Origin of the sequence: Streptomyces sp. NBC_01306, assembly GCF_026340465.1 — a bacterium.
Lineage (GTDB): Bacteria > Actinomycetota > Actinomycetes > Streptomycetales > Streptomycetaceae > Streptomyces.
Map to the genome: position 1 here is coordinate 183,365 of NZ_JAPEPC010000001.1, position 25,630 is coordinate 208,994.

The 25,630-nt window shown below is 70.3% G+C and carries 18 protein-coding genes; 8 read left to right on the plus strand and 10 right to left on the minus strand.

Annotation, left to right across the window (positions count from 1 at the left end; translation table 11 throughout):
• The first annotated feature begins 35 nt into the window (after nt 1–35).
• A complete protein-coding gene (locus OG385_RS00785; RefSeq protein ID WP_266850844.1) occupies nt 36–1,514 on the plus strand; it encodes an aldehyde dehydrogenase in 1,479 nt (492 codons plus the stop codon).
• Nucleotides 1,515–1,579: 65 nt separating this feature from the next.
• Entirely contained in the window at nt 1,580–2,845 is a 1,266-nt protein-coding gene (locus OG385_RS00790) for an IS701 family transposase (RefSeq protein ID WP_266850846.1), read from the plus strand.
• A 361-nt stretch (nt 2,846–3,206) separates the two neighbouring features.
• Here the strand turns inward: OG385_RS00790 and OG385_RS00795 are convergent, their stop codons facing one another.
• The 5 genes from OG385_RS00795 to phnA all read right to left on the minus strand — a co-directional run bounded on the left by OG385_RS00795 (nt 3,207) and on the right by phnA (nt 10,986).
• Nucleotides 3,207–4,724 (minus strand): chitinase, encoded by a 1,518-nt coding sequence (locus OG385_RS00795; protein ID WP_266850848.1) that lies wholly within the window; start codon nt 4,722–4,724, stop codon nt 3,207–3,209.
• A gap of 150 nt (nt 4,725–4,874) precedes the next feature.
• Complete coding sequence (locus tag OG385_RS00800; protein WP_266850850.1) at nt 4,875–6,587, minus strand: glycosyl hydrolase family 18 protein; 1,713 nt, start codon at nt 6,585–6,587, stop codon at nt 4,875–4,877.
• Between the two features lie 305 nt (nt 6,588–6,892).
• Nucleotides 6,893–8,026, minus strand: coding sequence for a TIGR03364 family FAD-dependent oxidoreductase (locus tag OG385_RS00805; RefSeq protein WP_266850852.1), 1,134 nt, complete (start codon nt 8,024–8,026; stop codon nt 6,893–6,895).
• Between the two features lie 30 nt (nt 8,027–8,056).
• Nucleotides 8,057–9,484 (minus strand): MFS transporter, encoded by a 1,428-nt coding sequence (locus OG385_RS00810; RefSeq protein ID WP_266850853.1) that lies wholly within the window; start codon nt 9,482–9,484, stop codon nt 8,057–8,059.
• A 236-nt stretch (nt 9,485–9,720) separates the two neighbouring features.
• Entirely contained in the window at nt 9,721–10,986 is a 1,266-nt protein-coding gene (gene phnA / locus OG385_RS00815; protein ID WP_266850855.1) for a phosphonoacetate hydrolase, read from the minus strand.
• A 205-nt stretch (nt 10,987–11,191) separates the two neighbouring features.
• Between phnA and OG385_RS00820 the strand changes: the two genes are divergently transcribed.
• Genes OG385_RS00820 through OG385_RS00830 form a run of 3 tightly spaced genes read left to right on the plus strand, consistent with a single transcriptional unit; the run spans nt 11,192 to nt 13,157 of the window.
• Nucleotides 11,192–12,136 carry a LysR family transcriptional regulator gene (locus tag OG385_RS00820; RefSeq protein WP_266850857.1) on the plus strand — a complete coding sequence of 315 codons (945 nt, stop codon included), beginning with the start codon at nt 11,192–11,194 and terminating at the stop codon, nt 12,134–12,136.
• Nucleotides 12,137–12,144: 8 nt separating this feature from the next.
• Nucleotides 12,145–12,888: a dienelactone hydrolase family protein gene (locus tag OG385_RS00825; RefSeq protein ID WP_266850859.1), complete on the plus strand. Its 744-nt coding sequence runs from the start codon at nt 12,145–12,147 to the stop codon at nt 12,886–12,888.
• 2 nt (nt 12,889–12,890) lie between these two features.
• Entirely contained in the window at nt 12,891–13,157 is a 267-nt protein-coding gene (locus OG385_RS00830; protein WP_266850861.1) for a DUF6295 family protein, read from the plus strand.
• 318 nt (nt 13,158–13,475) lie between these two features.
• Here the strand turns inward: OG385_RS00830 and OG385_RS00835 are convergent, their stop codons facing one another.
• The gene (locus tag OG385_RS00835; RefSeq protein WP_266850863.1) at nt 13,476–13,985 is read right to left on the minus strand and encodes a VanZ family protein; all 510 of its coding nucleotides are present in this window, start codon (nt 13,983–13,985) and stop codon (nt 13,476–13,478) included.
• 320 nt (nt 13,986–14,305) lie between these two features.
• On the opposite strand from OG385_RS00835, the gene OG385_RS00840 reads away from it, so the two are divergent.
• Nucleotides 14,306–14,845, plus strand: coding sequence for a hypothetical protein (locus OG385_RS00840; protein WP_266850865.1), 540 nt, complete (start codon nt 14,306–14,308; stop codon nt 14,843–14,845).
• On the opposite strand, the gene OG385_RS00845 is transcribed toward OG385_RS00840, so the two are convergent.
• From OG385_RS00845 to OG385_RS00855, 3 genes are all read right to left on the minus strand, one after another.
• Nucleotides 14,823–15,902, minus strand: a complete 1,080-nt coding sequence (locus OG385_RS00845; RefSeq protein ID WP_266850867.1) for an enoyl-CoA hydratase/isomerase family protein — start codon at nt 15,900–15,902, stop codon at nt 14,823–14,825. The two genes, OG385_RS00840 and OG385_RS00845, sit on opposite strands and share 23 nt — an antisense overlap.
• Nucleotides 15,903–16,060: 158 nt before the next feature.
• Entirely contained in the window at nt 16,061–17,719 is a 1,659-nt protein-coding gene (locus OG385_RS00850) for an amidohydrolase (RefSeq protein WP_266850869.1), read from the minus strand.
• Between the two features lie 70 nt (nt 17,720–17,789).
• On the minus strand, nt 17,790–19,274 hold the full coding sequence (locus OG385_RS00855; RefSeq protein ID WP_266850871.1) for a cytosine permease: 1,485 nt from the start codon (nt 19,272–19,274) through the stop codon (nt 17,790–17,792).
• A 168-nt stretch (nt 19,275–19,442) separates the two neighbouring features.
• Between OG385_RS00855 and OG385_RS00860 the strand changes: the two genes are divergently transcribed.
• Nucleotides 19,443–20,087 (plus strand): TetR/AcrR family transcriptional regulator, encoded by a 645-nt coding sequence (locus OG385_RS00860; protein WP_266850873.1) that lies wholly within the window; start codon nt 19,443–19,445, stop codon nt 20,085–20,087.
• 33 nt (nt 20,088–20,120) lie between these two features.
• On the opposite strand, the gene OG385_RS00865 is transcribed toward OG385_RS00860, so the two are convergent.
• Nucleotides 20,121–21,023, minus strand: coding sequence for a DUF3048 domain-containing protein (locus OG385_RS00865; RefSeq protein ID WP_266850875.1), 903 nt, complete (start codon nt 21,021–21,023; stop codon nt 20,121–20,123).
• 411 nt (nt 21,024–21,434) lie between these two features.
• Here OG385_RS00865 and OG385_RS00870 point away from each other — a divergent pair, with 411 nt between their 5' ends.
• Nucleotides 21,435–25,505 carry a hypothetical protein gene (locus OG385_RS00870; RefSeq protein WP_266850876.1) on the plus strand — a complete coding sequence of 1,357 codons (4,071 nt, stop codon included), beginning with the start codon at nt 21,435–21,437 and terminating at the stop codon, nt 25,503–25,505.
• Nucleotides 25,506–25,630: the final 125 nt, after the last annotated feature.

The window sequence follows — 25,630 nt, forward strand, 5'->3', positions numbered from 1 at the left end:
GCAGCCGCGCCGGCAGGTCCAGCGAAGGGGAGGGCATGACAAGCGTTGCGCAGGAGATCCAGGTTCCGCAGCACCTTCGGCTCAACTTCATCGACGGGCAGTGGCTCCCGGCGGAATCGGGACAGCTCAGGGAGAACATCAACCCAGCCGATCTCTCCGATGTGATCGGCGAGTTCACCGAGTCCGGCGGCGTCGACGTCGATCACGCCGTCGACGCGGCGGCCACGGCCCTGCCCGCGTGGCGCGGGCTGGGCCCGGTCGCGCGCGCCCGGTATCTGACCGCCGCGAGCCGCATCCTCGGCGAGCGGGCGGCGGAGGTCGCATCCGTCATCACCCGCGAGCAGGGCAAGCTGCTCGGCGAGGCCCGCGGCGAGGTGACGAGGGCGCAGGCCGTCATCGACTTCACCGCGGGGCAGGCGCGGCTGCTCGGCGGGGTGACCGCGCCCGCGGAGGAGGAGCGCACCTTCGCGTACACCTTCCGCAAGGCCATCGGGGTGGTCGGCCTGGTGTCCCCGTGGAACTTCCCGCTCGCGATCCCGATGTGGAAGGTGGCGCCCGCGCTGCTCTCGGGGTGCACGGCGGTGCTCAAGCCGTCCCCGCTGACGCCGCTGACCTCGGCGCTGCTGGTCGAGATCTTCCAGCAGGCGGGGATCCCCGACGGTGTCCTGAATCTGGTGCAGGGCGATGCGGCGGCGGGCGAGGCGCTGGTCGCCAACCCGGCGGTCGCCGGCATCAGTTTCACCGGCTCGCTGCCGGTCGGGACCGCCATCCACAGCGGCGGGGCCCACCGGCTGCTGCGGACCCAGCTCGAACTCGGTGGCAAGAACGCGCTGATCGTGTGCGACGACGCCGACATCGGCAAGGCCGTCGACGCTGTGGTGAACGGCGCCTTCGGCCAGGCGGGCCAGCGGTGTTCGGCCACGAGCCGGGCCGTGGTGGATGTCCGGGTGCGGGAGGAGTTCCTCGACCGGCTGGTGGCGCAGGTCGCCGGACTGCGGGTCGGGCCGGGCGACGATCCGGCGTCCCGGGTCTGCCCGGTCGTCAACACGGCCCGGATGGAAGCGGCGCTGGCGGCCGTCGCCGGGGCACAGCGCGACGGCGGCAAGGTGCTGTGCGGTGGGGGCCGGGAGGAGCGGGCGGATCTGCCCGATGGCTGCTACGTCCAGCCGACCGTCATCCGCGATGTGCCCGCGGACAGCTCGCTGGCGCAGGAGGAGGTGTTCGGGCCGGTGCTGGCCGTGATCGACGCGGACGGCTTCGACGAGGCGATGTCGGTGGCGAACTCGGTGAAGTACGGGATGTCCGGCACCGTCTTCACGGCGTCCCAGTCGCGGGCGTTCGAAGCGATCGAGCGGTTCGAGGCCGGGATGCTCCATGTGAACCGGCCGGGTGTCGGGGCCTATTCGCATCTGCCGCATGTCGGGTCGAAGGCGTCGCAGTACGGGCCGCCGGAGTGTTCCCCCGAGGTGTGGGACTTCTACACGGAGTGGCATTCGGCCTGCATCAGCTACTAGTAGGGCTTGGTCATGTTGATGGTGGTGGAGCGTGTCCGTTGGGTGTGGTCCGGCGTTGAGAGGGTGTGACTCCGGACGAGATTGCCTGTGTGCGTGGTGAGTTGGAGACGTTTGCGGCGGAGGTGTTCGAGCCGTTCGCGAGAAAGGATCAACGTCGCTGGGGGCAGGTCTACCTGCGCGGGCTGTTGACCGACGGCAAGCGGAAGTCCGTCGAGCCGATGGCGGCCCGCCTCGGGGAGGAGGGGAACCGGCAGGCGCTGGCTCACTTCGTCACCACCAGTCCGTGGGACCCCTCACACATCAGGGCCCGGCTGGCGTGGAAAATGGAGGCGGCGATCCAGCCGAGCGCGCTGATCTTCGACGACACCGGCTTCCTCAAGGACGGAAATGCTTCGGCGTGTGTGTCGCGGCAGTACACCGGCACCGCCGGCAAGGTCACCAACTGCCAGGTGGGCGTTTCGCTGCACCTGGCCTCCGATCACGCCTCCTCGGCGGTGGACTGGCGGCTGTTCCTGCCCGAGACGTGGGATGCGGCCTCGCCGAAGGCGAACCCGGACAGGGTCGCCCGCCGCGCCTCCTGTGGCATTCCCGACGATGTCGGGCACGTGGAGAAGTGGCAGCTGGCCCTGGACATGCTGGACGAGACGCGCTCGTGGGGCATTGAGATCCCGTTGGCCATCGCGGACGCTGGATACGGCGACGCCACCGCTTTCCGGCTCGGTGTTCAGGCCCGCGGCCTGAATTACGTCGTCGGGATCTCCACGACGCTCACGGCCCACCCCGGCCAGGCCGTTCCCGTGGCCGTTCCGTACTCCGGAACCGGACGCCCACCGGTTGTGAAGTATCTGGACAAACCACAGTCGGTGAAACAACTGGCCATGGAAGCAGGCCGGAAGGCGGCCAAACCCGTGCAATGGCGGGAGGGCTCGCGGCCTGGCACCAGCCGCAGCGGCTTCAAGCGCATGTACTCGCGGTTTGTCGCCCTGCGGATTCGCCCCGCCGGACGCGAGATCCGTCAGGCGGTCCAGGGCCCGCAGTTGCCGGAGTGCTGGCTGCTGGCCGAGTGGCCGGCAAACGAACCCGAACCGGTCCAGTTCTGGCTCTCCGACCTGCCCACCGACACTCCACTGACCACGTTGGTCCGCCTCGCCAAGCTCCGTTGGCGCATCGAGCACGACTACCGGGAGATGAAACAGGCCCTGGGCCTGACCCATTTCGAGGGCCGCACCTTCAACGGCTGGCACCACCACGTCACACTCGTCTCCGTCGCCCACGCCTTCTGCACCCTGCAACGACTGGCCAGAGCCCCAAAAGACACGGCGCCGGTCTGAGCCTCTACCAAGTCGTCCGCGAGCTGCAGATACTCCTCGCGGTCTGGGCCGGCGCCTGCCCCACCTGCCACCGCGACATACCCACGCTCGTACTGACCTGACCAAGCCCTACTAGGGCCTGTCGTCAAAGTGCCGTCGTTGCCCGAAGGGCGGCCGCGCGGCGTCTGGTGCGTGCGATCGCAAGGCGCCGGAATGTTCTCGTAGCGGAGCTACTAGGGCATTTCGGCAACGCCGCGTGCGTGCGTGCCAGACGCCGCGCGGCAGGCGCGGCACTTTGACGACAGGCCCTAGGCGGCGCCCGGCAGGGCAACTGGCCTGCCGGACACCGCATATCAGGATCGGAATACCGGCATCGGGGGGATCAGCAGGCGCCGAGGTCCTGCCAGACGCCCCAGTCACCCGTGGTTCCGGGTGTCTCGCCGGTGGTCCACCACTTGGCCTTCCAGGTGTGGCCGCCGTACGAGACGGTGTTGCCGCCGACGTAGACCGCCGTCTTGTTCCACTGCGCCGCACTGCAGGCGGTGGCCCCGCCGGTGACGGTCAGTGTGTAGGTGGCCGCGTGGGTGGCGGACCCCGTCTTGCCGGTGACCGACAGGGAGTACGTGCCGGAGACGGCGGACGAGGTGGTGGAGACCGACAGGGTCGCGTTGCCTCCGGCGTCGACCGAGCCGGGGCTGACCGATGCCGTGACGCCGGCCGGGGCGCCGCTCACTGCCAGACCGACCGGCTGGGCCGAGCCGGCGGTGACCGCGGTGTGCACCGAGGAGGTGGTGGAGCTGCCGGCGGCGACGGTGGCCGAGGCCGGGGAGAGCGAGACCGAGAAGTCGTCGGCCGGGGGCGGTGTGGTGCTGCCGCTGGTGAACGGCGCGAAGGTGTGGGCGAACTGCCAGGTGCTCTGGTCGATACCGGAGCAGGAGTCCGAGCCGCCCTGGCCCGCGCAGCCGCCGTTGTCACGCTGAAGGGCCCAGATGGACAGGGTGTTGATGCCCTTGTCGACGGCCCAGTTGTAGACGGCTGTGGCGTTGGTGGTGGTGAAGGTCTCGGCGGCCCCGAAGTCGTCGATGCCCGGCATCTCGATGACGCCGATCCCACCCCACAGCTGCGCGTCCGTCTTCGACGGGTACAGCTTCGCCAACTGGTCGTGCAGGCCCTGGGCCGCGGTCTGGGTGTCGTTGGCCATGTCGTGCGTGGCGTTGTCGTAGTAGTCGAACGTCATGATGTTCGTGACGTCGATCCTGGCGCCGTTGGACACCGCGTTCTTCAGTACGGCCAGACCGCTGGAGGCCAGACCGTGTGTGGTCGTGGGCAGCGTGTAGGAGAACTCGACGGTGCGCCCGTTGGCGGCTGCCCAGTCCTCCACCTGCTTGACGGCCTTGTTGCGCCGGTCGATACCCGCGGTGTTGGTGAGGGAGTTGTCCTCGGTGTCCAGGTCGATCCGGGTGATGCCGTAGGTGGTGATGACCTTCTCGTAGGCGGCGGCGATCTGGCTGACGTCGGTGCAGCTGTCGGCGATCTCGGTACCGGTGTTGTCGGCGGTGTAGCCGCCGAACGAGGCGATGACGTCACCGCCCTTGGCCTTGATGGTGCTGATGTCGCTGCCGAAGCTGGCGGACGAGACGGGCGTACTGCTGTCGCCGTTCCAGTACGGCGTGCACGACCCCTTGCTCGCCGCCTGGAGGAACGCCATCGTCAGATAGGTGCTGCCGGACTGCTCGGCCAGGGCGGCCGGGCTGTCACCGGTCCAGGATTCGAAGTACGGGGCGTACACGTGCGCCGGAAGCGGCGTCGCCGCCTGAGCGGATCCACTGCCGACCGTGACGAGCCCGGCGGCGGCCGCGGCTGTGACGAAGGCGGTGAGAAGGGTGCGTATCGGTCTCATAAGAGTCTCCTGAGAACACCGGTTGGAGGGATGGGAGGGAGCGGAAGCGCGGTGCGCGTCCACGGCTCCAGGGGGCCCGCGATGCCCGGCGGGCCCGAACAGGTGGGGGCTGGAAGGGCCCGGCCGGGCATCGCGGGAGTTGCGGAGTGATCAGCAGGCGCCCAGGTCCTGCCAGGCCCCCCAGTCGCCCGTGGTGCCCGGCTCCTCATTGGTGGTCCACCACTTGGCCTTCCAGTTGTGGCCCTTCCAGGAGATCTGCTTGCCACCGACGTAGACCTCGGAAGCGCTCCAGGACGGCGAGGTGCAGGTGCCGGACGGGGGCGGCGTGGTGGGAGGCGGCGTGGTAGGAGGCGGCGTGGTGGGAGGCGGCGTGGTCGGGGGCGTCGTCGGGGGCGACGAGCACTCGGACGCGGACCCGTTCGTCGCGGAAACGATCTTGTTGAAGAGGGTGGCTGCGGGGTCGAGGTCGAGCAGGGAGTACATCATCGAGCCGGCCAGGCCGTGGCAGTGCGCGTAGTCCGCCTTGGCCTGGATGCTCTGGTCGCCCAGACCGGTCCAGAACTCCGTACCGTTGTAGAAGTAGTTGGACTGTGAGGCCGCGTCGTAGAACGTGGTGGACGCGTTGGCGACGATGCCCGTCAGTTCCTTGTAGTACGCCGTCCCCGGGACCTGACTGATGCCGCGCGCCGGTGCCGGTCCGGTGGCCGGCTGGTACAGGCCGTGGTTGCTCCCCGCCGAAACGCCGGTCCAGCCCCGGTAGTACAGCGGATAGCCCATGGTGATCTTGTCGGCCGGGAATCCGCCGGGGATGCCGTAGGCCGGGTCACCCGTGGTCCACGCCTTGATGGCGTTGTCGGTGGAGTACTTCTCGGTTCCGGGCGGGATCGGCGTCGACGGGTCGTCGGGCGACACGTACGTCGGGTCCTGGTGGTTGGTCGGGCCGGTCGCGTCCCAGGCGCCGTGCATGTCGTACGTCATGACGTTCGCGTAGTCGAGGTACTGGCCGAGCTTGTCGGTCTCAAGGTTCGCGATCTTGTCCTGGCCGGCCGGCAGCGCCGCGGTGAGCAGCATCTTCTTGCCGCCGTTGGCAGCGCCGTAGGCATCCAGCTCGGTGCGGAACTCGGCCATCAGCTTGGTGTAGTTCGCCTTGTCCGCAGTGCTGTAGTGGTTGCCCGTATGCCCGTTGGGCGAGCCGGGGTACTCCCAGTCGATGTCGAAGCCGTCGAAGATGCCGGCCGCGGAGCCGTCGCCGCCGTAACCGCCCTGCACCGGCAGGTTGCCCTTGATGAACATGTCGATGCAGGAGCTGACGAGCTTCTTGCGGCTCGCGTCGGTCGCGGCCGCGTCGGAGAAGTACTTGGAGTACGTCCAGCCGCCGATCGACGCGACGATCTTCAGCTTGGGGTATTTCGCCTTCAGCTCTTTGAGCTGGTTGAAGTTGCCGACGATCGGCTGGTCCCACTTGTCCGCGACACCGTTCACGCTGATGTCGGCGCCGAAGGACTTCTGGTAGTCGGCGAAGGCATCGCCCGCGCCGTCCCCGGCGTTCGGGTCGCTCTCGTTCGTCGAGTCGGACGCCTTGGTCGCCTCGAAACAGGTGTGGCTGCTCGGGTCGATGTTCTCGAACGAGTAGTTGAGGATGTCGAGCTTGCCCGCGATCCCCTCGGTGTCGAGGTTCTTGGGGTAGAAGGCGTTGCCGTACACGCTCCACTGGTCGTAGTACGCGATCTTGACGCCCCCGCTGCTCGCGGCGGCAGCCACGGGCTTGGCGGCGGACGCGGCGTCCGCCTGGGCGCCGGAGACGCCGGCCGCGAGTGCGGTGAGCACTCCCGCGGCCAGCGCCGCGCTCATGGCGGCGGCCATGAGCGTTCTCTTCCTGGATTGCACGGGGACCTCCAGATGGCGGATGTGCCACACCGGCTCGCGCAGCACGGTTGGTAAGGAGATATCCGCAGCTGAAGGGCGCGTCAATAGTCTGGACCAAGTGAGGACTAGACCAATTCCCTCAAAGGCGACGTTGTCATGGGCCTGACGCTGGGGGATCCGGACTGGACCAAACACAAGGCAAAATCACTGATCGCGCCCGGACAAGCCCTTGGTGGCAGGGAGCGGCGGTGCCGCTCACCGGATCTCCGGTGAGCGGCACCTGGTGGCCGGGTGGGCCGGTATCAGCGGCCGACGATCTCCTCGGCCAGGCCGAACGACAGCGTCATCCCGGCGCCGCCGACGCCGTTCACGACGGTAACGCCCGGTTCGGGCTCGGCCACCAGTTGCGTACGCCCGTCCCGCAGAGACGGGTAGTAGCCGCTCCAGCGCTCGGTGATGGCCGGGTTGGGCAACTGCGCGAAGGTGCCCAGATAGTCGACGACCGCCTCGTTGATCTCCTCGCTCTCGAAGGGGTGGAGGGTCTTGGCGTACGCATGGCTGTCGCCGATCGTCAGCCGACCGTCCGCGGTCTGGGAGAGCAGGACGTGGACGCCGTTCTCCCGGTGGAAGGGCAGTTCCTCGCCCATCCGGGCCGCCAGCGCGGCCTTCGACACGCAGTCGTCGAAGGCCGCGTAGTGCAGGAGAGTCAGCCCGCCGCAGAGCATCGGGCCGAGCTGCCAGCCGGCCGGCTGGGCCCCGGTGCGCATCATCTGGAGCTTGCACCGCATCAGACCGCTCCGGGCGAAGACTTCGGGGTACAGCGTCGCGAAGTCGTTGCCGCTGCACACATAGACCCGGTCGGCGTGCCACTCGCCCTCGGTGGTGGAGACCGTCGGCAGCGAGATGCCGCGTACGGTCGTGCCGAACCGGATGTCGACGCCGTACTCGGTCACCAGGTGCCTGGCGACCGCCGGGATGGCGAGCCGCGGGTCGACGTTGAGTTCGGTCGGGCTCCACATCGCGGCGAGCAAGCCGTCGGTGCGCGCGGTGGCGCTGCGGTCACGGGTCTCGGCTGCGGTGATCATCCGGGCGCCGCGGTCCCGGGCCGGCGGCGTGATCGCGAGGAACTCTTCGAGTACCGCGACCTCGTCGGGGTGGTGTGCGAGGTGCAGTGATCCGGTCGGTGCGGCCCAGAGACCGGACTTGGCGGCTATCTCCAGCCAGATCTCGCGGGTCCGCAGGGCGCGTTCGTAGACCTCGCCGCGCTGCTGGCCGATCGACCAGATCATGCCGAAGTTGCGGATGGAGGCACCGACGGCGAAGTCGTCGCGCTCGAACAGGACGACGCGGTCCCCCCGGCGGGCTGCGGCGAGCGCGTGGGCGAGGCCGACGATGCCTCCGCCGACGACAGCGGTGTCGGCACGGTTGACAGTCATGGGATCTCCTTCTCGATGGGTGCAGGAGGCTCAGGACGTGGGGCGCGGTACGCGGTTCCAGTGCGGGAGCATCAGCAGTCCGGCGAGGAGCGCGGCCCCCGCGAAGCCGGTGAACAGCACACCGCCGGAGAGGAATCCGGGGAGCAGGCCGCCGAGGATGGCACCCACCGAGCCGCAGCCGTTGACCAGCCCTGCGGCGGTTCCCGCGCCCTTGGCGCTGCCGAAGTCCACGGCGGCGACACAGGAGATCATCGCGTCGGCCGCGTACACGGCGAGTCCGATCACGGCGAGAACGGCGATCATCACGCCGACGCTGCCGGCCGCGGTGAGCGGCATGAACAGGGCGAGGGCCGCGGTCAGTACGCCCAGGGCGAGGACGCATGCCGGCACCCGGCGGGACCGGAACAGCCGGTCGGAGACCCAGCCCACCAGGATCGGGGCGAGGACGCCGGTGACGCCGAACGCGATGGGGATGAGTGTGGCGCCGACCTTGTTGATCTCGGGCAGCCGGTGGCTGACGATGACCGGCCCCCAGAGCAGGATGGCGTAACGGGCGGGCTTGAGAAGGAAGTAGCAGAGGCCGAGGGTCAGCACCATGCGGTCGCGCAGGGTTTCACGGTAGAGCCCGACGGCCGAGCGGCGCGGCTCGCTGCCCGCTCCGGGCCCGGGGCTGAGGCTGGGTTCCGTGGGCTCTGCGGGGTTGGTGGGCTCTGCGATTTCTACGGGATCGGTGGGATCGGTGGGGTCGGTGGGGTCGGTGGGATCCGGGAGTCCCACGTCGCGGGGGGAGTTGCGCTGGAGGAGCACGAACAGCAGGAGTACGACGGCGAGGGTGGCTGCGCCGGCGAGGAAGGCGGCCCGCCAGCTGTCGAGCACCGAGTAGGCGATCCACCCGAGGAACGGCGGGGCCACGAGCCCGCCGAACGCGTAGTTGGTGCTCCACACACCGAGCACCCGCCCCCGCTCCCCCACAGCGAAGAAGTTCCCCATGTTCTTGCAGAGGGGCGCCCACCCCGCCGACTGGGACAGCCCCTGGATCACCATGGCGCCGCCGAACACCAGGAGCGCGCTGTTGAGCCCCATCAGACAGGCCGCGGCGATGGCACCGGCCATCCCGCCGATCACCACCACGCGCGGCCCGAAACGGTCGGCCCACATGCCCCAGAGGAACTGCCCGGCCGCGTAGGCCGCGAGATAAACCGCGTCGATGATGCCGAGGACATGCTCGGTGAGCACCGTGTTCACCGAGGGGTCGTCCAGGATGCCCAGCTTGGCCACGGAGAACGCCTGCCGGACGAAGTAGAAGCCGACGTACGCGAGCCAGGTGATCGCGAAGATCTGCCGCCGCCAGCGGCGGGCGCGCGCGGAACGGAGCAGCGGTGAGACCTCGTCGAGCGCTTCACGTGTGGTGACGGGGGTGCCGGTCGGTGGTGGTTGCTGGAGTGGGGTGTCTGCCATGGCGGTGTCCTGTCCTCGGCGCGGTGAGTGCGGGGTGAGGGATCGGAGTCGTACCTGGACATGGCTCGGCCCCGGCGCGCGCCTCGACAGCGCACGCCGGGGCCGGGTCAGTGGTGGAAGCGTTCGTTTCAGGATCGAGCAGTTTCAGGATCGAGCAGCTTCGGAGATCGAGGAGTCTCAGGAGTCGAGGAGTTCCGGGAATCGCGGAGATTCATGGGCTGTCCTGTCCAGTCCGGTCAGGCGGTGAGCGGCCGGTCCGCCGCGAGTGCGGTGCCCACCCAGAAGGCGTCGAAGTTCCGGAGCCGGTGGCCCTCGGGGAGTGGCCCGGTCGGGGCGTTGACCAGGAACGGCACGCGCTGCTCCGTCAGCCCGCCGTGCGAGCGCAGCGGCTCCTCGAAGCCGGAGATGTCGTGGCGGGCCGGGGTCGTGCCCAGCGCTGTGTTGCGTTCGGCAATGACGACGATGTCGCCGATCCGGTCCGGCGGCAGCTCGAAGCGCTCGCAGGCCTGTGCACGGGTGAGGACGGTGTCCACACCGTCCAGCGTGGTGAGCGCGGCGACCAGCGGCGCCACGTCGGTGGCGGCGGGCAGATGCACGGTCGCGTACGAGCCGAGCGCCCCGTGGTGCACGGTGTACGGGTCGGTGATGGGCAGCACGACCCGCGCCGTCCCCTCGCCGAGCCGTGCGTCGAGGACGTCCTGGAGGAACACCACCCGGGCGTCGCCCCCGGCGTCGCTCTTGGCGTTCATCCCGTGGTCGGCGGTGACGACCAGGACGGCGCCGAGTGCGTCGATCCGCTCGAAGTAGCCGTCGAGCATCGCGTAGAAGTCGTTGGCGACGGGCGAGCCCGGTGCGTGCTTGTGCTGGATGTAGTCGGTGAGCGAGAGGTACATGAGGTCCGGCCGCTCCTGCTCCAGGACGTCCGTGCCGGCTGCCATGACCAGTTCACTGAGCCCGGCGCTGTACACGGAGGGCAGCTCGGCGCCGACGCGCTCCAGCACCTTGCTGATGCCGTTCTCCTCCTCCGTGACCTGGTCGGCCTTCTCGGCGGAGAAGCACATGCCGTCGACCAGGTCGCGCCCCAGCAGCCTGCGCAGTTTGTCCTTGGCCGTGATGACGGCGACCTTCGCGCCGGCCGCCGAGAACGCGGCGAAGAGCGTGGGCACCCGCAGCAGTGCCGGGTCGTTCATCATGATCTCGGTACCGGACTCGGTGTCGTAGAAGTAGTTGCCGCAGATGCCGTGCACCGAGGGTGGTGTGCCGGTGGCGATGGACAGGTTGTTGGGGTTGGTGAAGGACGGCATGGTGCAGTCGGCGCGCAGATCGCTGCCGTCCTGCACCATGCGTTCCAGGAAGGGCATCCGGCCGTCCGCCACCGCCCGTTCATGGTAGGCGGGTTCACTGCCGTCGATGCAGACCACGACGACCGGCCGACGGGGCCGGCCGTAGCCACGCCCGTTCACATCGAGCCCGTCGAGCCGTCCGGCAACAGGTTCCTTCATGTACGGATCCACCCCTGAGGTCGAAGTCCGGAGCGGTGGCTGCCGCTCTCCTTTTCATGGGTAGCACCCGTCACCGGCGGTGGAGAACCACCGGAATCGCTATGGCGGCCATAGCTGTGCAGGGGCCGGTGCACCCCCTCCCCACCAGGGCCGTTCGCCGCTAGGCTCGCCGCGCGGACGGTCGGTGAGCAACGTCAGGAGGCCCGTGGAACTCAACCTCCACCGATTGTGGATCTTTATGCAAGTGGTCGAGCACCACGGCTTCTCGGCGGCGGCCCAGAAGCTCTACATGAGCCAGCCGTCCGTCTCCAACCAGGTGCGCAGACTGGAGCAGTCCCTGCGGGTCACCCTGGTGGACCGCTCCGGCGCCCGCACCCGCCCCACCGCCGAGGGCGAGGTCCTGGCCGAGTACGGCAAACGGGTCTTCCTGCTGGCCGACGAGGCCGTCGCCGCGGTTCAGCAGGTGAGCGGGCTGGCGTCGGGCCGGCTGCTGATCGGCGGCACGACGACGGTCGGCACCTATCTGCTGCCGTCGCTCCTCGCCCGGTACCAGGCGGCGCATCCGGGCATCGAGTGCGACATCTTCGTGGGCAACAACGAGGCAGTGCTGGAACGGCTGACCGGAGGCGGAATCGGGGTGGCGGTGGTGGCGGGGGCGCCCACCACGGCCCAGCTGGTCGTCGAACACGTACTGGACGAGCGGCTGGTGCTCGTCGCCGCGCCGTCGCATCCGCTGGCGGGTGCGGGCGAGGTCCGTCCCGCCGAGCTGTCGGGCTCGCGGTTCCTGCTGCGCGAGCCCGGTTCACAGACCCGCGAACTCCAGGAACAGGTGCTGGCCGAGTGGGACTTGACGGAGGTGTCGCACGGCGACATCTGGGGCCCGGAGGCCGTCAAGCAGTGTGTGGCCGCCGGTCTCGGGCTCACGCTGATCTCCGAGCACGCGGTCGACAGTGATGTACGGGCGGGTTCGCTGGCCGTGCTGCCGGTCGGCCCGCGGCCGCGGTCCCGCCCGATCAGTCTGGTGAGCCGGCGCGACCGGCTCCTCTCCCCCGCCGAGCGGGCCTTCATCGCCCTGCTGCGTACGACCGGCAGCTGGCCCCGGGACTCTCCCGCCGGGCAGCCGCGGGCCGGTTCGGATCCGGTGATATAGCTGGTCCCATGAGTGACTCACTAACCGCGGAAACCATCAGGCTCACCGGTCACAACGGCGACGAGATCGAGGCATATCTGGCCCGCCCGCAGGGCGGAACCCCGCGCGGCGGCGTCGTGGTCATCCACCACATGCCCGGTTACGACCGGGGCAGCAAGGAGATCGTCCGCAGGTTCGCCGAGCTGGGCTACGACGCGGTCTGCCCGAACCTCTTCTACCGCGAGGCGCCCGGCGCGGCCCCTGACGACGCGGCAGCCGCCAACCGTGCGGCCGGCGGAGTGCCGGACGACCGTCTCGCGGGTGACGTGAGCGGGGCAGCGGCGTATCTGCGGGCGCTGTCCACCTCCAACGGCAAGGTGGGCACGATCGGTTACTGCTCCGGCGGGCGGCAGAGCGTACTCGCCGCCTGCCGTCTCGACCTCGATGCGGCGGTGGACTGCTACGGCGCGTTCGTCACCGGAACACCGCCCGAGGGCTTCCCGCTGAAGGTCACCAACCTGGTCGGCGAGCTCCCCGGGCTGCGCGCTCCGCTGCTCGGCCTTTTCGGGGCCGACGACAGCTTCCCCGGCCCCGAGCAGGTAGCCGAGCTGGAGCAGATCCTCACGGAGCACGGAAAGGACTTCGAGTTCCACACGTACGAGGGCGCAGGTCACGCGTTCTTCTCCACCGACAGGCCCTCGTACAACGTGGCGGCGGCGAACGACGGCTGGGAGCGGGTCGAGACCTTCTTCGCCAAGCACCTGGGGGTCTGAGCATGTGCACCTACACGACGATCAAGGACACCGTGGACGGCAGCGCCAAGGGGCCGGGCAGCTCCTGGTTCCATGTGTCCGACGTGACCGTGTACTTCGACCACCCGGTGCACGCGATGGCCGAGCACACGCTCAACATCGACTTCACCGACCCGTCGAAGGGCCCGTCGGCCCGGGTCGCCCTGGAGCTGACGGCCGAGTCCGCCCGCACGCTGGTCGCGGCGATCCAGGAGGCGCTTGCGGCGGTTCCGCCCGCGCTCACCGCATGATGATGCAGCCGGGCCGTGGCTGAGCGTTCGCGGGCCTGATCCGCCAATACCGGGCTGTGGGACAGCGCTTGGACGGCTGCCTCACAGCCCGTGGCCGGCTTGCGGGTGCCCGCCGTCGCCCAGGGCGCCACCGAGGACCGGGGCGGTCCGGGGCGGTCCGGGGCGTTTCGGCGAGTACCACGCCGTCGACGACGGGACACAGGACGGTGCCGGTCTCGGTCGCCGGGTCGCGGTCGGGGCCGATGTGCCCTCCTCGCCCTCACCGGCTTCGCCACCCTGATCGAACTGGACGTGATCGCCCGAGCGCAACGAAAGCCCCTAGTCGGCGTGGATTTCCCCGGCCTGCCGGGAGTCGCGCGCCCGGCCGATCAGCCACCCCAGCAGTGCGCCGGCCGCGACGCCCAGGGTGTTGTTCGCCCAGTCGAGCGGCTGGCAGGACCGTACGGGATCCAGCGTCTGCAGCAGCTCGACCACCACCCACGCCGCCGACCCCGCGAGCGTCACGGCCACCGGCCGCCGCGAGGCCAGCGTGCCCAGCAGCCCCATGGGCACCCACAGCACCACATTGACCGCGTTGTGCGCGAAGCCGCCCGTGAGCGTCCTGACCGAGTCACCGGTCACGCACGCCCCGAGCCGCCCTGCTGCCCCACTGACGATCTGATCGGGCAGCGTGATCCCCAGACACACCGCCACCGCGAGCAGTACCCCCAGCACGGCCCCGGCCGGCCGGCCCGTTCTCCGTGCGACCGGCCGGTACGCGACCACCGCGGCAACAGCAAGGACCAGTACGAGCGCCGCCATCACGGCACTGTGCATCGAGGAGGACATGGGGCAGAACCTACGGCACATCTGGCACGTCATGCCAGATGTGCACGAGATGCCGCACATGAGAACTCTATGAGTCCGGAGAAGCGGCCGACCGGGCTCGGGGCGCGGGCCGCACCTCACTGGTCGCAGGCAACTGCCGGTCGTGTCATCGGAAGCGGCTCGACACGTGGCAGGACTGGCGGCACCTCGCGTCCCGGGCATGACCGGCACGGAGCGGTCGGGCGCTCCGTGGGCCGTCTCGTCGGGGGCCGCCGCTTCCTGGCGGCGGCCCCCGGAAAAAGTGCGATCCGGGTCCGCGCGCCTCGACGTACGATGCCGAGATGCACACTGGCAGCCCCCGGGGCGCTCGGGCCCTCCTGATCAACGGCACCGTCGGTGTGGGCAAAACCACCGTTGCCGACGCGGTCGGCGACCTTCTCGCCGATGTCGGGACCCCTCATGCCGTGCTCGACCTCGACCGGCTACGCCAGTCGTGGCCCGCACCTCCCGGTGACCGTTTCAACTTCACCATGCTGCTGCGGAATCTGCGGAGCGTCGCCGGCAACTACGTCGAGGCAGGAGCGACACGCCTCGTACTCGCCGGCGTGATCGAGCGACAGAATGAGCGGAAGCAACTGGCCGACGCCGTAGGCGTTGATCTCACGGTGTGCCGGCTCCGGGCTGAACTGCCCGTCATCCACAAGCGTCTGGCCCAGCGCCACGACGGCGAACCCGAAGCACTGCGGTGGCATCTGGACCGGTCCGCCGAGCTGGACGCGATCCTCACCCGGTCCGCGGTCGAGGACTTCGCCATCGATACCACCACAGGCTCCGTCCCCGACGTGGCTGCATCCGTGATCAGGACAGCCGACTGGCAGTGATCTCCGGGCTGTTGGGCCGGTCCACCAGGTGGAGGTCCCCTCCTTCGGGCGGGGCGAAGTAGCGCTCCACATCTGTGTCGGTGACCTCGGCCGGAGTGGCCGGTTTCCAATGGGGCCTGCGGTCCTTGTCGATGACCTGGGCCCTGATGCCCTCGGCCAGATCGTGCGAGGCGAGCGCTGCGCAGGAACTCCGGTACTCCTGCTCCAGGACGCGCTCCAGCCGGCCCAGCCGCCGTGCGCTGCGTACTGCGGCGAGCGTGACCTTCAAGGCGGTGGGTGACCTGGTCGCCAGGGTGTCGGCCGTCGCTTCGGCGGCGCCCGTTCCGTGTCCCCGCAGCCGGGCGACGATCTCCTCGACGGTGTCGGCCGCGTAGCAGTCGTCGATCCACGCCCGGTGACCCGCCAGTTCGCCGGGTGGCGCCTGACGCACGTACAGCTGGAGCGCGTCCTCGACCGTCCGAGTGGCGAGGGCGTCCAGCAGCCGGGGCAGGTCGCCTGAGGGTACGAAGTGGTCGGCGAGACCGCACAGCATGGCGTCGTCCGCGCCGATCTCCGCGCCGGTCAGGGCGAGGTGGGTGCCGAGTTCACCGGGCGCGAGGGCGAGCAGATACGTACCGCCCACGTCGGGTGCGAAGCCGATACCCGTCTCCGGCATGGCGATCCGGGACCGCTCGGTGACGATGCGGACGTTGCCGTGCGCCGAGACTCCGACACCGCCGCCCATCACGATCCCGTCCATGAGGGCGACGTACGGCTTCGGGTACCGGGCGATGCGGGCGTTGAGCCGGTACTCGTCCCGCCAGAAGGCGAAGGATGCGGTGCCTCCGGCGCGTGCGTCCTCGTAAATGGAGCGGATGTCGCCGCCCGCGCACAGGCCACGTTCTCCGGCACCGGAGATGACCACGGTCTCCACGGCCGGATCATCCTCCCAGGCGGCCAGGGCCTCTTCGATGCGCCGCACCATCGCGCGGTTCAGCGCGTTCAGCGCCTTCGGCCGGTTGAGGGTGAGATGGCCGATCCGCCCCTCGGTGCGCACCAGCACGCAGTCGTCGCTCATCGCGGGTCCCCTGCCTGTCCTGTCCCGGTGGAGCGCGCGCACGGCCGCGGCGGTTCCGCCCGGGGTCCCGTGGACCCGGAGGTCCCTGCCGGTCATCACGATGCCTTACGCGGCAGGGGCGGCGGCCGCCGGGGGCCGCCGCCCCTGCCGTCCGGCTCTCAGGCCCCGGTCCCGGCGACCACCTCGCCGCCGACGACGACCAGCTCGGCCGTCGTGCCGGGGATGTCCTCCGGGCGGATCCGCAGGATGTCCCTGGACAGGACGGTGAAGTCGGCCAGTTTGCCGACGCTGAGCGAACCGCGTTCGTCCTCAAGGAAGTTGGCGTAGGCGGAACCCATGGTGTAGCCGTGGACGGCCGTCTCCACGTCGACCGTCTCGGCCGGCTGCCAGGGCTCGCCGCCACCGAGGGGACGGCGGGTGACCGCGGTGTAGATACCGATCATCGGGTCCATCTCGGCCACGTTCCAGTCACTGGAGAAGGCCAGCACGGCCCCCGCCTCGTGCAGGCTGCGCATCGGCCAGGCCTTGTGCCAGCGGCCCGAGCCGACGTTCTCCGCCCAGTCCTGGCCGGGACCCGCGATCTCGGGTGCGCAGTGCCTCGGCTGCATACAGGCGACGACGCCGAGTTCCGCGAAGCGCGCGGTGTCCTGCGGGTCGAGGCACTCGACGTGGACGACCTGGTGGCGGGCGTCGCGCCGCCCGTTGATCGCGGCGGCGTGCTCGACGGCGTCCAGTACGGTGCGGATGCCCCGGTCGCCGGTGGCGTGCACGAAGCACTGGAAGCCCCGGGAGTCCAGCTTGGCGAGCAGCCCGGCGAACTCCTCCGCCGGGTAGAACGTGTCGCCCCGGTGCTTGCCGCAGCCCGTGTACGGCTCAAGCAGCGCGGCGGTGCGCGGCTCGACCACGTCGTCGATGTAGAGCTTGAGCGGGCCGACCCGCATCCGGTCGTCGTTGAACCGGGCGGCGGTCGCCGCGAAGTCGTCCAGGTCGGCGTCGGTGGTACCGCGCGGGTGGAAGAGCGCCGCGACGAGGCGGGAGCGGAGCCGGCCCTCGGTGCGGGCGCGGGTGAACAGCTCCAGATCGTCCAGGGAGTTCTGGGGTTCGACCACGGTGGTGATGCCGAACCGGATCGCGTCGTCCAGGCTCTTCACCAGCCGGCCGTACTGGCGGTCGGGAGCGGCCCACGGCACGCCCAGCTCGCGCAGCGCCCGGTGCCCCTCGCGGGACAGCCCCTTGACCGCGAAGTCCTTGATGAATCCGGTGGGTTCGCCGGTCTCCAGGTCGGTCTCGGCGCGCCCGAACGGCAGCTCGGTGATCTCCCTGGTGACGCCGAGCCGGCGCAGGGCCGCGGTGTTGAGCCACGCGGTGTGGACGTCGTAGCTGAGGACGAAGGCCGGGGTGTCGCCGGTGACCTGGTCGAGGTCGGCCGCGTTCGGCATCCGGCCGTCCGGGATCGCGGAGTAGTCGAAGGCCTCGGCCTCGATCCACTCGGCGTCGGGGTTCTCGGCGCACCATGCGGTGATGCGGTGGTGGATCTCGGTGAGCGTGCGGGCTCCGGCGAGCTGGACGCAGGCGTCGTCGGAGCCGAGCCGTACGTGGTTGTGCGCGTCGATGAAGCCGGGCAGCACCAGCCTGCCCTCGCCGTCGACGATCCGGGTGCCCTCCCCCGCCCAGGCCGCCGCCTCCGCGTCGGGGCCGAGCCAGACGATTCGGCCGTCGCGGACGGCGAGCGCCTCGGCGGCGGGGAGCCGCGGGTCGACGGTATGGATACGGGCGTTGCGCAGGACCAGGTCGGCGGGGGCGGTGGTGCGGGTCATGAGGGACGGACTCCTGGGGTAGTACGGGAGGTACGGGGGTGGTGGCCGGCGGATGCGGCGTACGGGCCGGTCAGCTGTCGGCGGGGGCGGTACGCAACTGGCGGCGGGTCAGCGCCCAGTAGACGAGCCCGGAGACGACCGAGCCGAGCAGGGTGAGGTCGCCGCCGCCGAGCGGGGCAACCAGGGGCCCCGTCCACAGTTCGGAGTTGCAGGTCAGCGCGGCGAAGGCCATACCGGCGACGAGGGAGGCCATCCCGGCGAGGTGGAATCCCCCGCGGTACCAGTACGCCCCGCCGCGTCCGGCGTGCAGCGCGCGGGTGTCGTACCGGCAGCGGCGTATCAGCATGTCGGCGAGGAACACCCCGCCCCACGGGGCGAACACGATGATCAGCAGGGAGAGGAAGCTCAGCAGCGACTCGGTGAAGTCCACCAGGAAGAGCGCGCCGAGTGAGCCGAGCGCGGTCACGACGACACTGACGATGATCGCCCTGGCCCGGCTCCACGGGATGCCGAGCACCTGGAGGTTCAGGCTGGAGGAGTAGAGGGTCAGGATGGAGTTGGTGACCGAACCGCCGAGCACGAGCAGCAGGAAGACCGGCTGGAACCAGCCGGGCAGCAGCTTCTCCACCCCGGCCACGGCGTCCGTCATGTCGGCCTGGGTGGCGGCCGCGACACCGGCGACACCGAGCGCGACGGACGAGATGAGACCGCCGAGCGCACCGCTCCAGGTGATGGAGCGCAGCGAGGTCTCGCGGGGCAGGTAGCGGGTGTAGTCGGCGGGCATCGGCAGGTACGAGAAGGGCCCCGCCAGCATGACGACGAAGGCGAGCGTCCAGCCGGAGAACCCGGGCGCACCGCCGGAAGCGGCGCCCGTCGTGGCACCGGGCAGCAGGAAGACCAGCAGCACACCGAAGCCGGCGGCGAGCACGTACGCCATCCAGCGCTCGGCGAACTGCACGGTGGCGTGGCCCCACATGGCGACCGCGAACGTCACGGCGAGGGTGATGACGAGCGCGAGCGCCCGGGCGGTGTCACCGCCACCGCGCCATCCGAGGTCGGCGAAGAGGGATTCGAGTGCGAGGGTGCCGACCACCGTGTTCACGATGGTGTAGCCGATGGAGACGATCCAGTTGAGCAGCCCGGCGGGGAAGTTCCCGAGGACGCCGAAGGACGCACGCGAGATGACCAGCGTCGCGGTGCCGGTACGGATACCGCTCAGTCCGGCGGCGCTGATGACGAAGAAGGTCAGCCCGCCGATGACGACGACAGCGGTGGCCTGCCAGAAGGAGAGCCCGAAGCTGACGGCGAGGGCGCCGTTGATGACGTAGGTGAACGTCAGGTTGGAGCCGAACCAGAGCCAGAAGAGGTCCTTGGCACTGCCGTGCCGCTCCTCGTCCGGGATCGGGTCGATGCCGTGCGTCTCGACCTGGAACACCTCGTCGCTGGCGACCCCGGTACCCCCACCGGCCGGTGTCGGCGCGGTGTTCGTCGGGGTATTCCGCTCGGCGCCCGGCGGGGTGGTCCGCTCGGTGACATCCGTCGGTTGTCGCGCCATACGAGGCCTCCGTATTCCGCATCCATACTTTGAATGCCGTTCTAAGAGTTAGAACGGCATTCAAGATGCGCCCCGCACCCGTGGCACGTCAAGACCTCCGGCCGAATTGGCGTCACCGCCCGGGGATAGGCTCGGGGACAGGCGCGGCAGCGTCCGGAGCAGACCAGCGTGAGCGGGGCGGAAGTGGCACATCGCAAGGACGGGCAGATCGCACGGGACCGGATGCTCGAAGAGGCCATGACGGCCATCGCCGAGAACGGGCTCGCCGCGCTCACCATGTCCGCACTCGCCGAACGGCTGGGGACCAGCGGCGGCCACATCCTGTACTACTTCGGCAGCAAGGACCGGCTGCTCCTGGAGGCGCTGCGCTGGAGCGAGGACGCGCTCACCGGGGAGCGCCGGGCGCTGCTCGCGGGCCGGACGGCGGCGGCGCGCCGGCTCGACCGCTTCCTCCAGCTGTATCTGCCCAAGGGCGAGCGGGACCCGCGCTGGATGCTCTGGATCGAACTGTGGGCGCGCGCCGGGTCGAACGAGCAGCTGCGCGCGGCCCAGGAGGAGCTGGACCGCGGCTGGCAGGAGGACCTCGAAGCGGTGCTCGCCAAGGGCGCGGCGCAGCACCGCTTCACGATCGACGACGTACCGGGCCGTGCGGGTGAACTCCTGGCGCTGCTGGACGGGTTGAGCACCCGGGTGGCTCTGGGCCAGCGGGGCGCGGACCGCCGGGCGGCCCTGGCGTCGGCCCGGTCGGCGGCGGCGCGGCTGCTCGGCGCGGCGGACCTGGCGGACACCCGCGAGTCCGGTTCGCGGGCGTAACAGCGGCTCCCCCGGGCCCGGCGGACGGAGCCGTCAGGCGGGTTCGAGAACGATCCAGGTCCTGCCCGGCCGCAGCGGCAGGGTCCGCCCGTCGGAGGTGTACGTCGTCCCGGCGTCCTCCGCCGGCCTGCTCCAGTGCACGTCGTACGACCGCCCGTCGCGCAGCACCACGCCGGAACCGCTGCCTACGGTCTGGGAGAACGGGACATAGCCGGTACGGCTGTGGAAGCGTGACTCCTTGACCTGCACCCGCTGGATGATCACGTTGTCGGCGGTCCAGGGCGACGTCGAGCCGTCCATGACGACCCGGTACCGCGGCGCGCTCCAGGTGAAAGTGAACCGGGCGGAGGGCATCGAGGCCGAGGTGACGGTCACCGCCCTGCCGCCACCGGGCGTCTTCGACGCGAAGCGCAGGCCGATGTCCTTGGCGGTCCCGGCGCCGTCGGTGAGCCCCTTCGTGTGGACGTACTCGTTGTGCGGGGCCGGCCGGTGCGGGTCGCGGAAGAACGCACTGGTACCGGTCCTGGTGATGATGTCCGAGCTCTTGAGCACGGGCAGCAGCTTGCTCTGGGCACCGGAGAACGCGAGGGCGGGCTTGTCGTACGCGGCGAGCAGCTGGAGGTCCGTCTCCCGCGCACTGCGGACGGGCCCGACCGCCGAGGGCAGATGACTGCTGTCGTATACGGCCATCAACCGCGAGAGCCCGCCTTCGACCTCGATGGCGTACACGAGGCCCGCGTCGTTGAGCCCGGTCTGCGGCCGGGCGGCGGGTACGTTGTCGACCTTGACGGCGAGCACCCGCCCGGCGGCCCCGTTCTCCCCTGTGAGGACGGAACGGCCCGAGCCCTCGTGCCCGCCCGTCGATGAACAACCGACGGCGAGCCCGACGGCGAGGGCCGCCGCCGCGCCTGCCCGGAGTGCTTTCAGCCTGTTCACCCGTACTCCTCACGTCCGTACCACCTGCGGCCCCGAGCCGGCCGGAGGCCGAGCCGACCCGCAGGACCATACTCGGGCGTAACGCCCTGGCGCGGTTGCGGCGGCGCTCTGTCGGTCCCGGAGATTCCCGCCGGTCCTTCGACCACTTCGACGCGCAGTCACGGGGCCCGGCAGCAGTCGGCAGACCCGCTCCGCGGAGGCGTCCAGACCGATCGGCTCAAGCACGTCGTACCCCTTTCGCACCGTCTCAGCACCATCTCGGCACCGTCTCGGCAGAACAGCGATCGACCGGCAGTGGCCGTCAGCGGTCGATGGCCGCAACCGGCCACTCGCGACCTCTCCCCCAGGCCTGGTTCGCCTGGAACAGTACGAGACCCCCGAATCAGGTGACTTGAAAGTGACGGAGCCTCAATGAGACCCGGAACAAAGGGCATACGCGCCATAGCGGTGGCGGCGGTGCTTGCCGCTGCCACCGCGGCGCTGTCCGCGCCCGCGGCGCAGGCCGACCCGACGAAGAAGGATCCCGTGCGGCTGACCGCCGCACAACTGGCCAAGCTCAGCGCCCACTACACTCCCCGCTCCGACGGCACGCCCGGCCTCGTCGCCGCAGCCGAGGGCACCCCGGCCGACGCCAAGGACTCCAAGTCCGGTGCCACGGTGTCCGCCCCCGCGACGGCACCCTCGATCGACCAGAAGGCGAGCTGGGAGACGGCTCGTGGCGCGGCCTCGACCCTGGCACTGGGCGGCACGGGCGACTGGGTCTCGGTGTTCTCCGGCGGCACGGTGAGCCGCTACAACGCCAAGGGCGACCCGGTCTGGCAGCGCACCAGCCACTCCCTCTACACCGACTGGCAGGTCAAGCCCAAGGTTCCGTACCAGACCGAGGAGTACACCCCGGTCATGTACGAGGGGTACGACCCGTACGAGCCGTCCTCGACCGGCACACATCCCTACGCGCAGGCGGACTTCAACGGCGACGGCGTGGCCGACATCGCCGTCGCCTACTCCGTCGGTGCGAGCCCCGCCCGCAGCTTCACATCGCCGGGCTCGACGCTCCCGTCCGGGACCTTCGTCAGTGTCCTCGACGGCCGCAGCGGCAAGATGCTCTGGCACAAGCTCCTGCCCGGGTACGTCGGTTCGCTGCTCGCCCAGGACGGCAAACTCATCGTGGCCGACCGCACCGGCCCCGACTGGGGTGACGACCCGGTGGCCGAACAGGGCGACAGCCGCAGCTCGCTGCTCGCCTACACCCTGACGCCGGGTTCGGGCGGCAGCCTCAAGGCGCACTCGGCCTGGAAGTACAGCACCGGCGCCCCCTGGGCGTCGTGGACCGATGTCGAGTCGCTGACCGGTGGCCGTATCACCGTCGGCTGGACCGACACCCCGCTGGGGCTCGGCAACCCGCGGCCGGCCGACGGGCACGTCATGGTGCTCGACACCGCTGACGGCCATGTCACCGTCAACACCAAGACCCCCGGGTATCCGCGCATCCTGCACCAGGACCCGGGCTCGGACCGCGTCCTGGTCGCCGAGCAGAACGACCCGCTCGACGCCGTCCGCTGGGACCTCACCGCCATCAATGCCCGCAGCGGCGCCCGCAAGGTGCTCGGCTCGCGCGACAACACCATTCCCGAGGCGTTCCTCGTCAACGGCCAGGCCCACGGCAAGCAGGCCCGCTACGCCGTGGCCGAACTCGGCATCGACCCCGTCGACCTGAGCGACGGACAGAGCACCGTCTCCGGCTGGGACGACAGCGGCGACACCGTCTGGCACTACCGGACCGCCAGCACCGTGGGCGGCGCCAACGCGCCCACCCTCTCGCTCCAGTACGACCCGAGCGGACACGGCCAGGTCGTCGCGGCGGTCGCCGACCCGACCGCCGTCACCCCGGCCGAGCCCGAGGGCATCTACCACAGCCAGCTCATCGCCTTCGACGCCCGCGACGGCGACATCGCGTGGCGCCGCGAGGGCGACGTCGCAGGCGACCAGGTGACGCCCTACCGGGGCCGCCTGCTCACCGTCGGCTACGACCTGACCGCCTGGAGCATCGACCCGAAGCAGGGCAACAGCACCGCGCTGCCGCTGCTCGGCGACAACTACGCCTCCGTGGCCAGCGACGTCAACGGTGACGGTGTCAAGGACCTGATCGTCGGCGGCCAGAGCCACGGCGTCTTCGCCCTCGACGGCCGCGACCTCGACCGCGCGTCGCCCCGCATCCTGTGGCACAGCGCCGTCGGTGCGGCCGTCCACCAGCTACAACTGTCCGAAGTCGCCGACAAGCAGGGGAAGTCGGCGCAGCGCCTGGTCGCCGCCACCTCCCGCGGCTTCGCCGTGCTCGACCCGCACAAGGGAAAGGTGACCACCGACATCGACACCGGCGCCTTCCAGTTCGGGGTGGCCGTCACCGGCGGCCGCATCATCGCCAGTGGCAGCAAGGGCGTCAGCGCCTACACCGCGGACGGCACCACCCGCTGGACCTACCGGCCCGCGGGCACCAAGGACAAGCAGGTGGCGTACTCGACGCCGGCCACGGACGGCGACGGCCGCCTCTTCCTCGAATACGGCGGAACGCGCTCCGGCACCGACACCGGCCCCGGTGACCCGGCCCCGACCGCGGTCGCCCTCAACTCCGCGACCGGCGCCAAGCTGTGGCAGGAGCAGCCGAGCGGGGTGGGCGCCGACTGGATCGAGGCGCAGGCCGGTGTGTTCGCCGGTTCCGCCGTCCCCGGCGCCGACGGCCACGGGGTGGCCTTCGCCTGGGGCGGGGAGAAGTTCAACTCGCCGCACCTGGTCCAGACCGTCGACGGAACCACCGGCAAGGTCCTGACCAAGCGCGACTCGACCGGCGCCAGCACCTTCCAGGGCTTCGCCGGCTCCCAGAAGTACGGGCTGGTCGAACTGCACGCCTACGAGATGACGGTGTACCCGCCCGACGGCGGCCCCGCCTACGACGTCCTCAACGACGAGAACGTCCAGCAGGGCGTGTTCGCCACCACCACCGGCGGTAACGAGACGTTCATCGGTGGCGGGGGCGGCCTGTTCCAGTTCACGCAGCCCTTCCCGAACACCCCCGAGCAGTACGTCGACTCCAGCAGCTCCGCGTTCTCCCTGTTCGCCGGTTCGCTCACTCCGGCCGGTCTCGGCGGCAAGGGCGCCGGAACCGACCTGATCGGGCTGCCCGAGGACACCACCGCCTACGCGGTCAACCAGCTGATCGGCGGCTTCGAATACGACATGCGCGCCGTGGACAACTACCAGCACGGCGTGACCGTCCAGCGGGTCGGTGATGCCAAGGCGGCCGCGCCGACGGCCAAGCTCCAGTCCCTGCCCGGCAGCGACGCGACGTCCAAGGCCGTCAAGGACCCGGCCCTGCCCAGCGGCACGGCATCCCCGGACCTGCGTATCCGGGCCACCCACAAGGTGGACCCGGCCTCGGACACCGAGACCGCGCCCGGCTACAGCCCGCAGCAGATCCAGGCCCGGCTCGGCCTCAAGGGTGACGGCACCGGTCAGACCATCGCCATCGTCGACGCCTACGACTACCCCACGGCGAAGGCCGACCTGAACCACTTCGCCGCACACTTCGACCTGCCGCAGACCTGTGACAGCGTCCCGGCCGGCACCGACTGCTTCGACTTCCAGCAGACGTACGCGAGCGGCACCAAGCCGGCCGCGAACGCCGGCTGGGAGGAGGAAGAGGCCCTCGACATCGAGTGGGCCCACTCCGTCGCCCCGCACGCGAAGATCGTGCTGATGGAGGCGGCGGACGCCTCAACAACAGGACTCTTCCAGGCCGTCGACAAGGCGGCAGCGCTACACCCGGCGGCCGTCAGCAACAGCTGGGGCATGTCGGAGTTCTCCGAGGAGTCCTTCTACGACGGCCACTGCAAGCTCGCGGACTCGGTGTGCACCCAGTCCACCGGCGACGCCGGCTACCCGGCGGGATACTCCAGCACCAACCCGTACGCGCTGGCCATCGGCGGCACCAGCCTCCAGCTGGACTCCTCCGGCGCCACGCTCGGTGAGACGGCGTGGTCGTCGACCGGTGGCGGCCTCAGCTACTTCGAGAAGCGCCCGGCCTACCAGAAGGGTGTCCAGTCATCCCGTTTCCGGGCCACCCCCGACGTGAGCTTCGTGGCCGACCCGCGCACCGGCGTGGCTGTCTACACCAGCGCCGGAGGGACCGCCCAGTGGCTGGAGGTCGGTGGCACCAGCCTGTCCGCACCGGTCTGGGCCGCGGTCCTCACCGCCGCCGACCAGCTGCGCGCCACCGCCCACAAGCCGCATCTGGCCGCCGCCGGACCGGACGGGGACACCGCGCACCGTGACGTTTACGGGCTCGGCGCGTCGCTCAAGGACATCACGTCGGGCTCCAACGGACTGTGCGGGACGGAGTGCACCGCCGGTCCGGGCTACGACACGGTGACCGGACTCGGCTCTCCCCTCGCGGGGGTGGACACCGCCCTCAGCGCGATGAAGTAACCACCGGGCAATGTGACCACCAGGGGCCGGCGGCGCGCTCAGCGCCGCCGGCCCATACATGCCCGCCGAACAGTTGGACGGCTTCGAGCACTGCACGAACGCCAACACAGACTGGGACTGCGCCT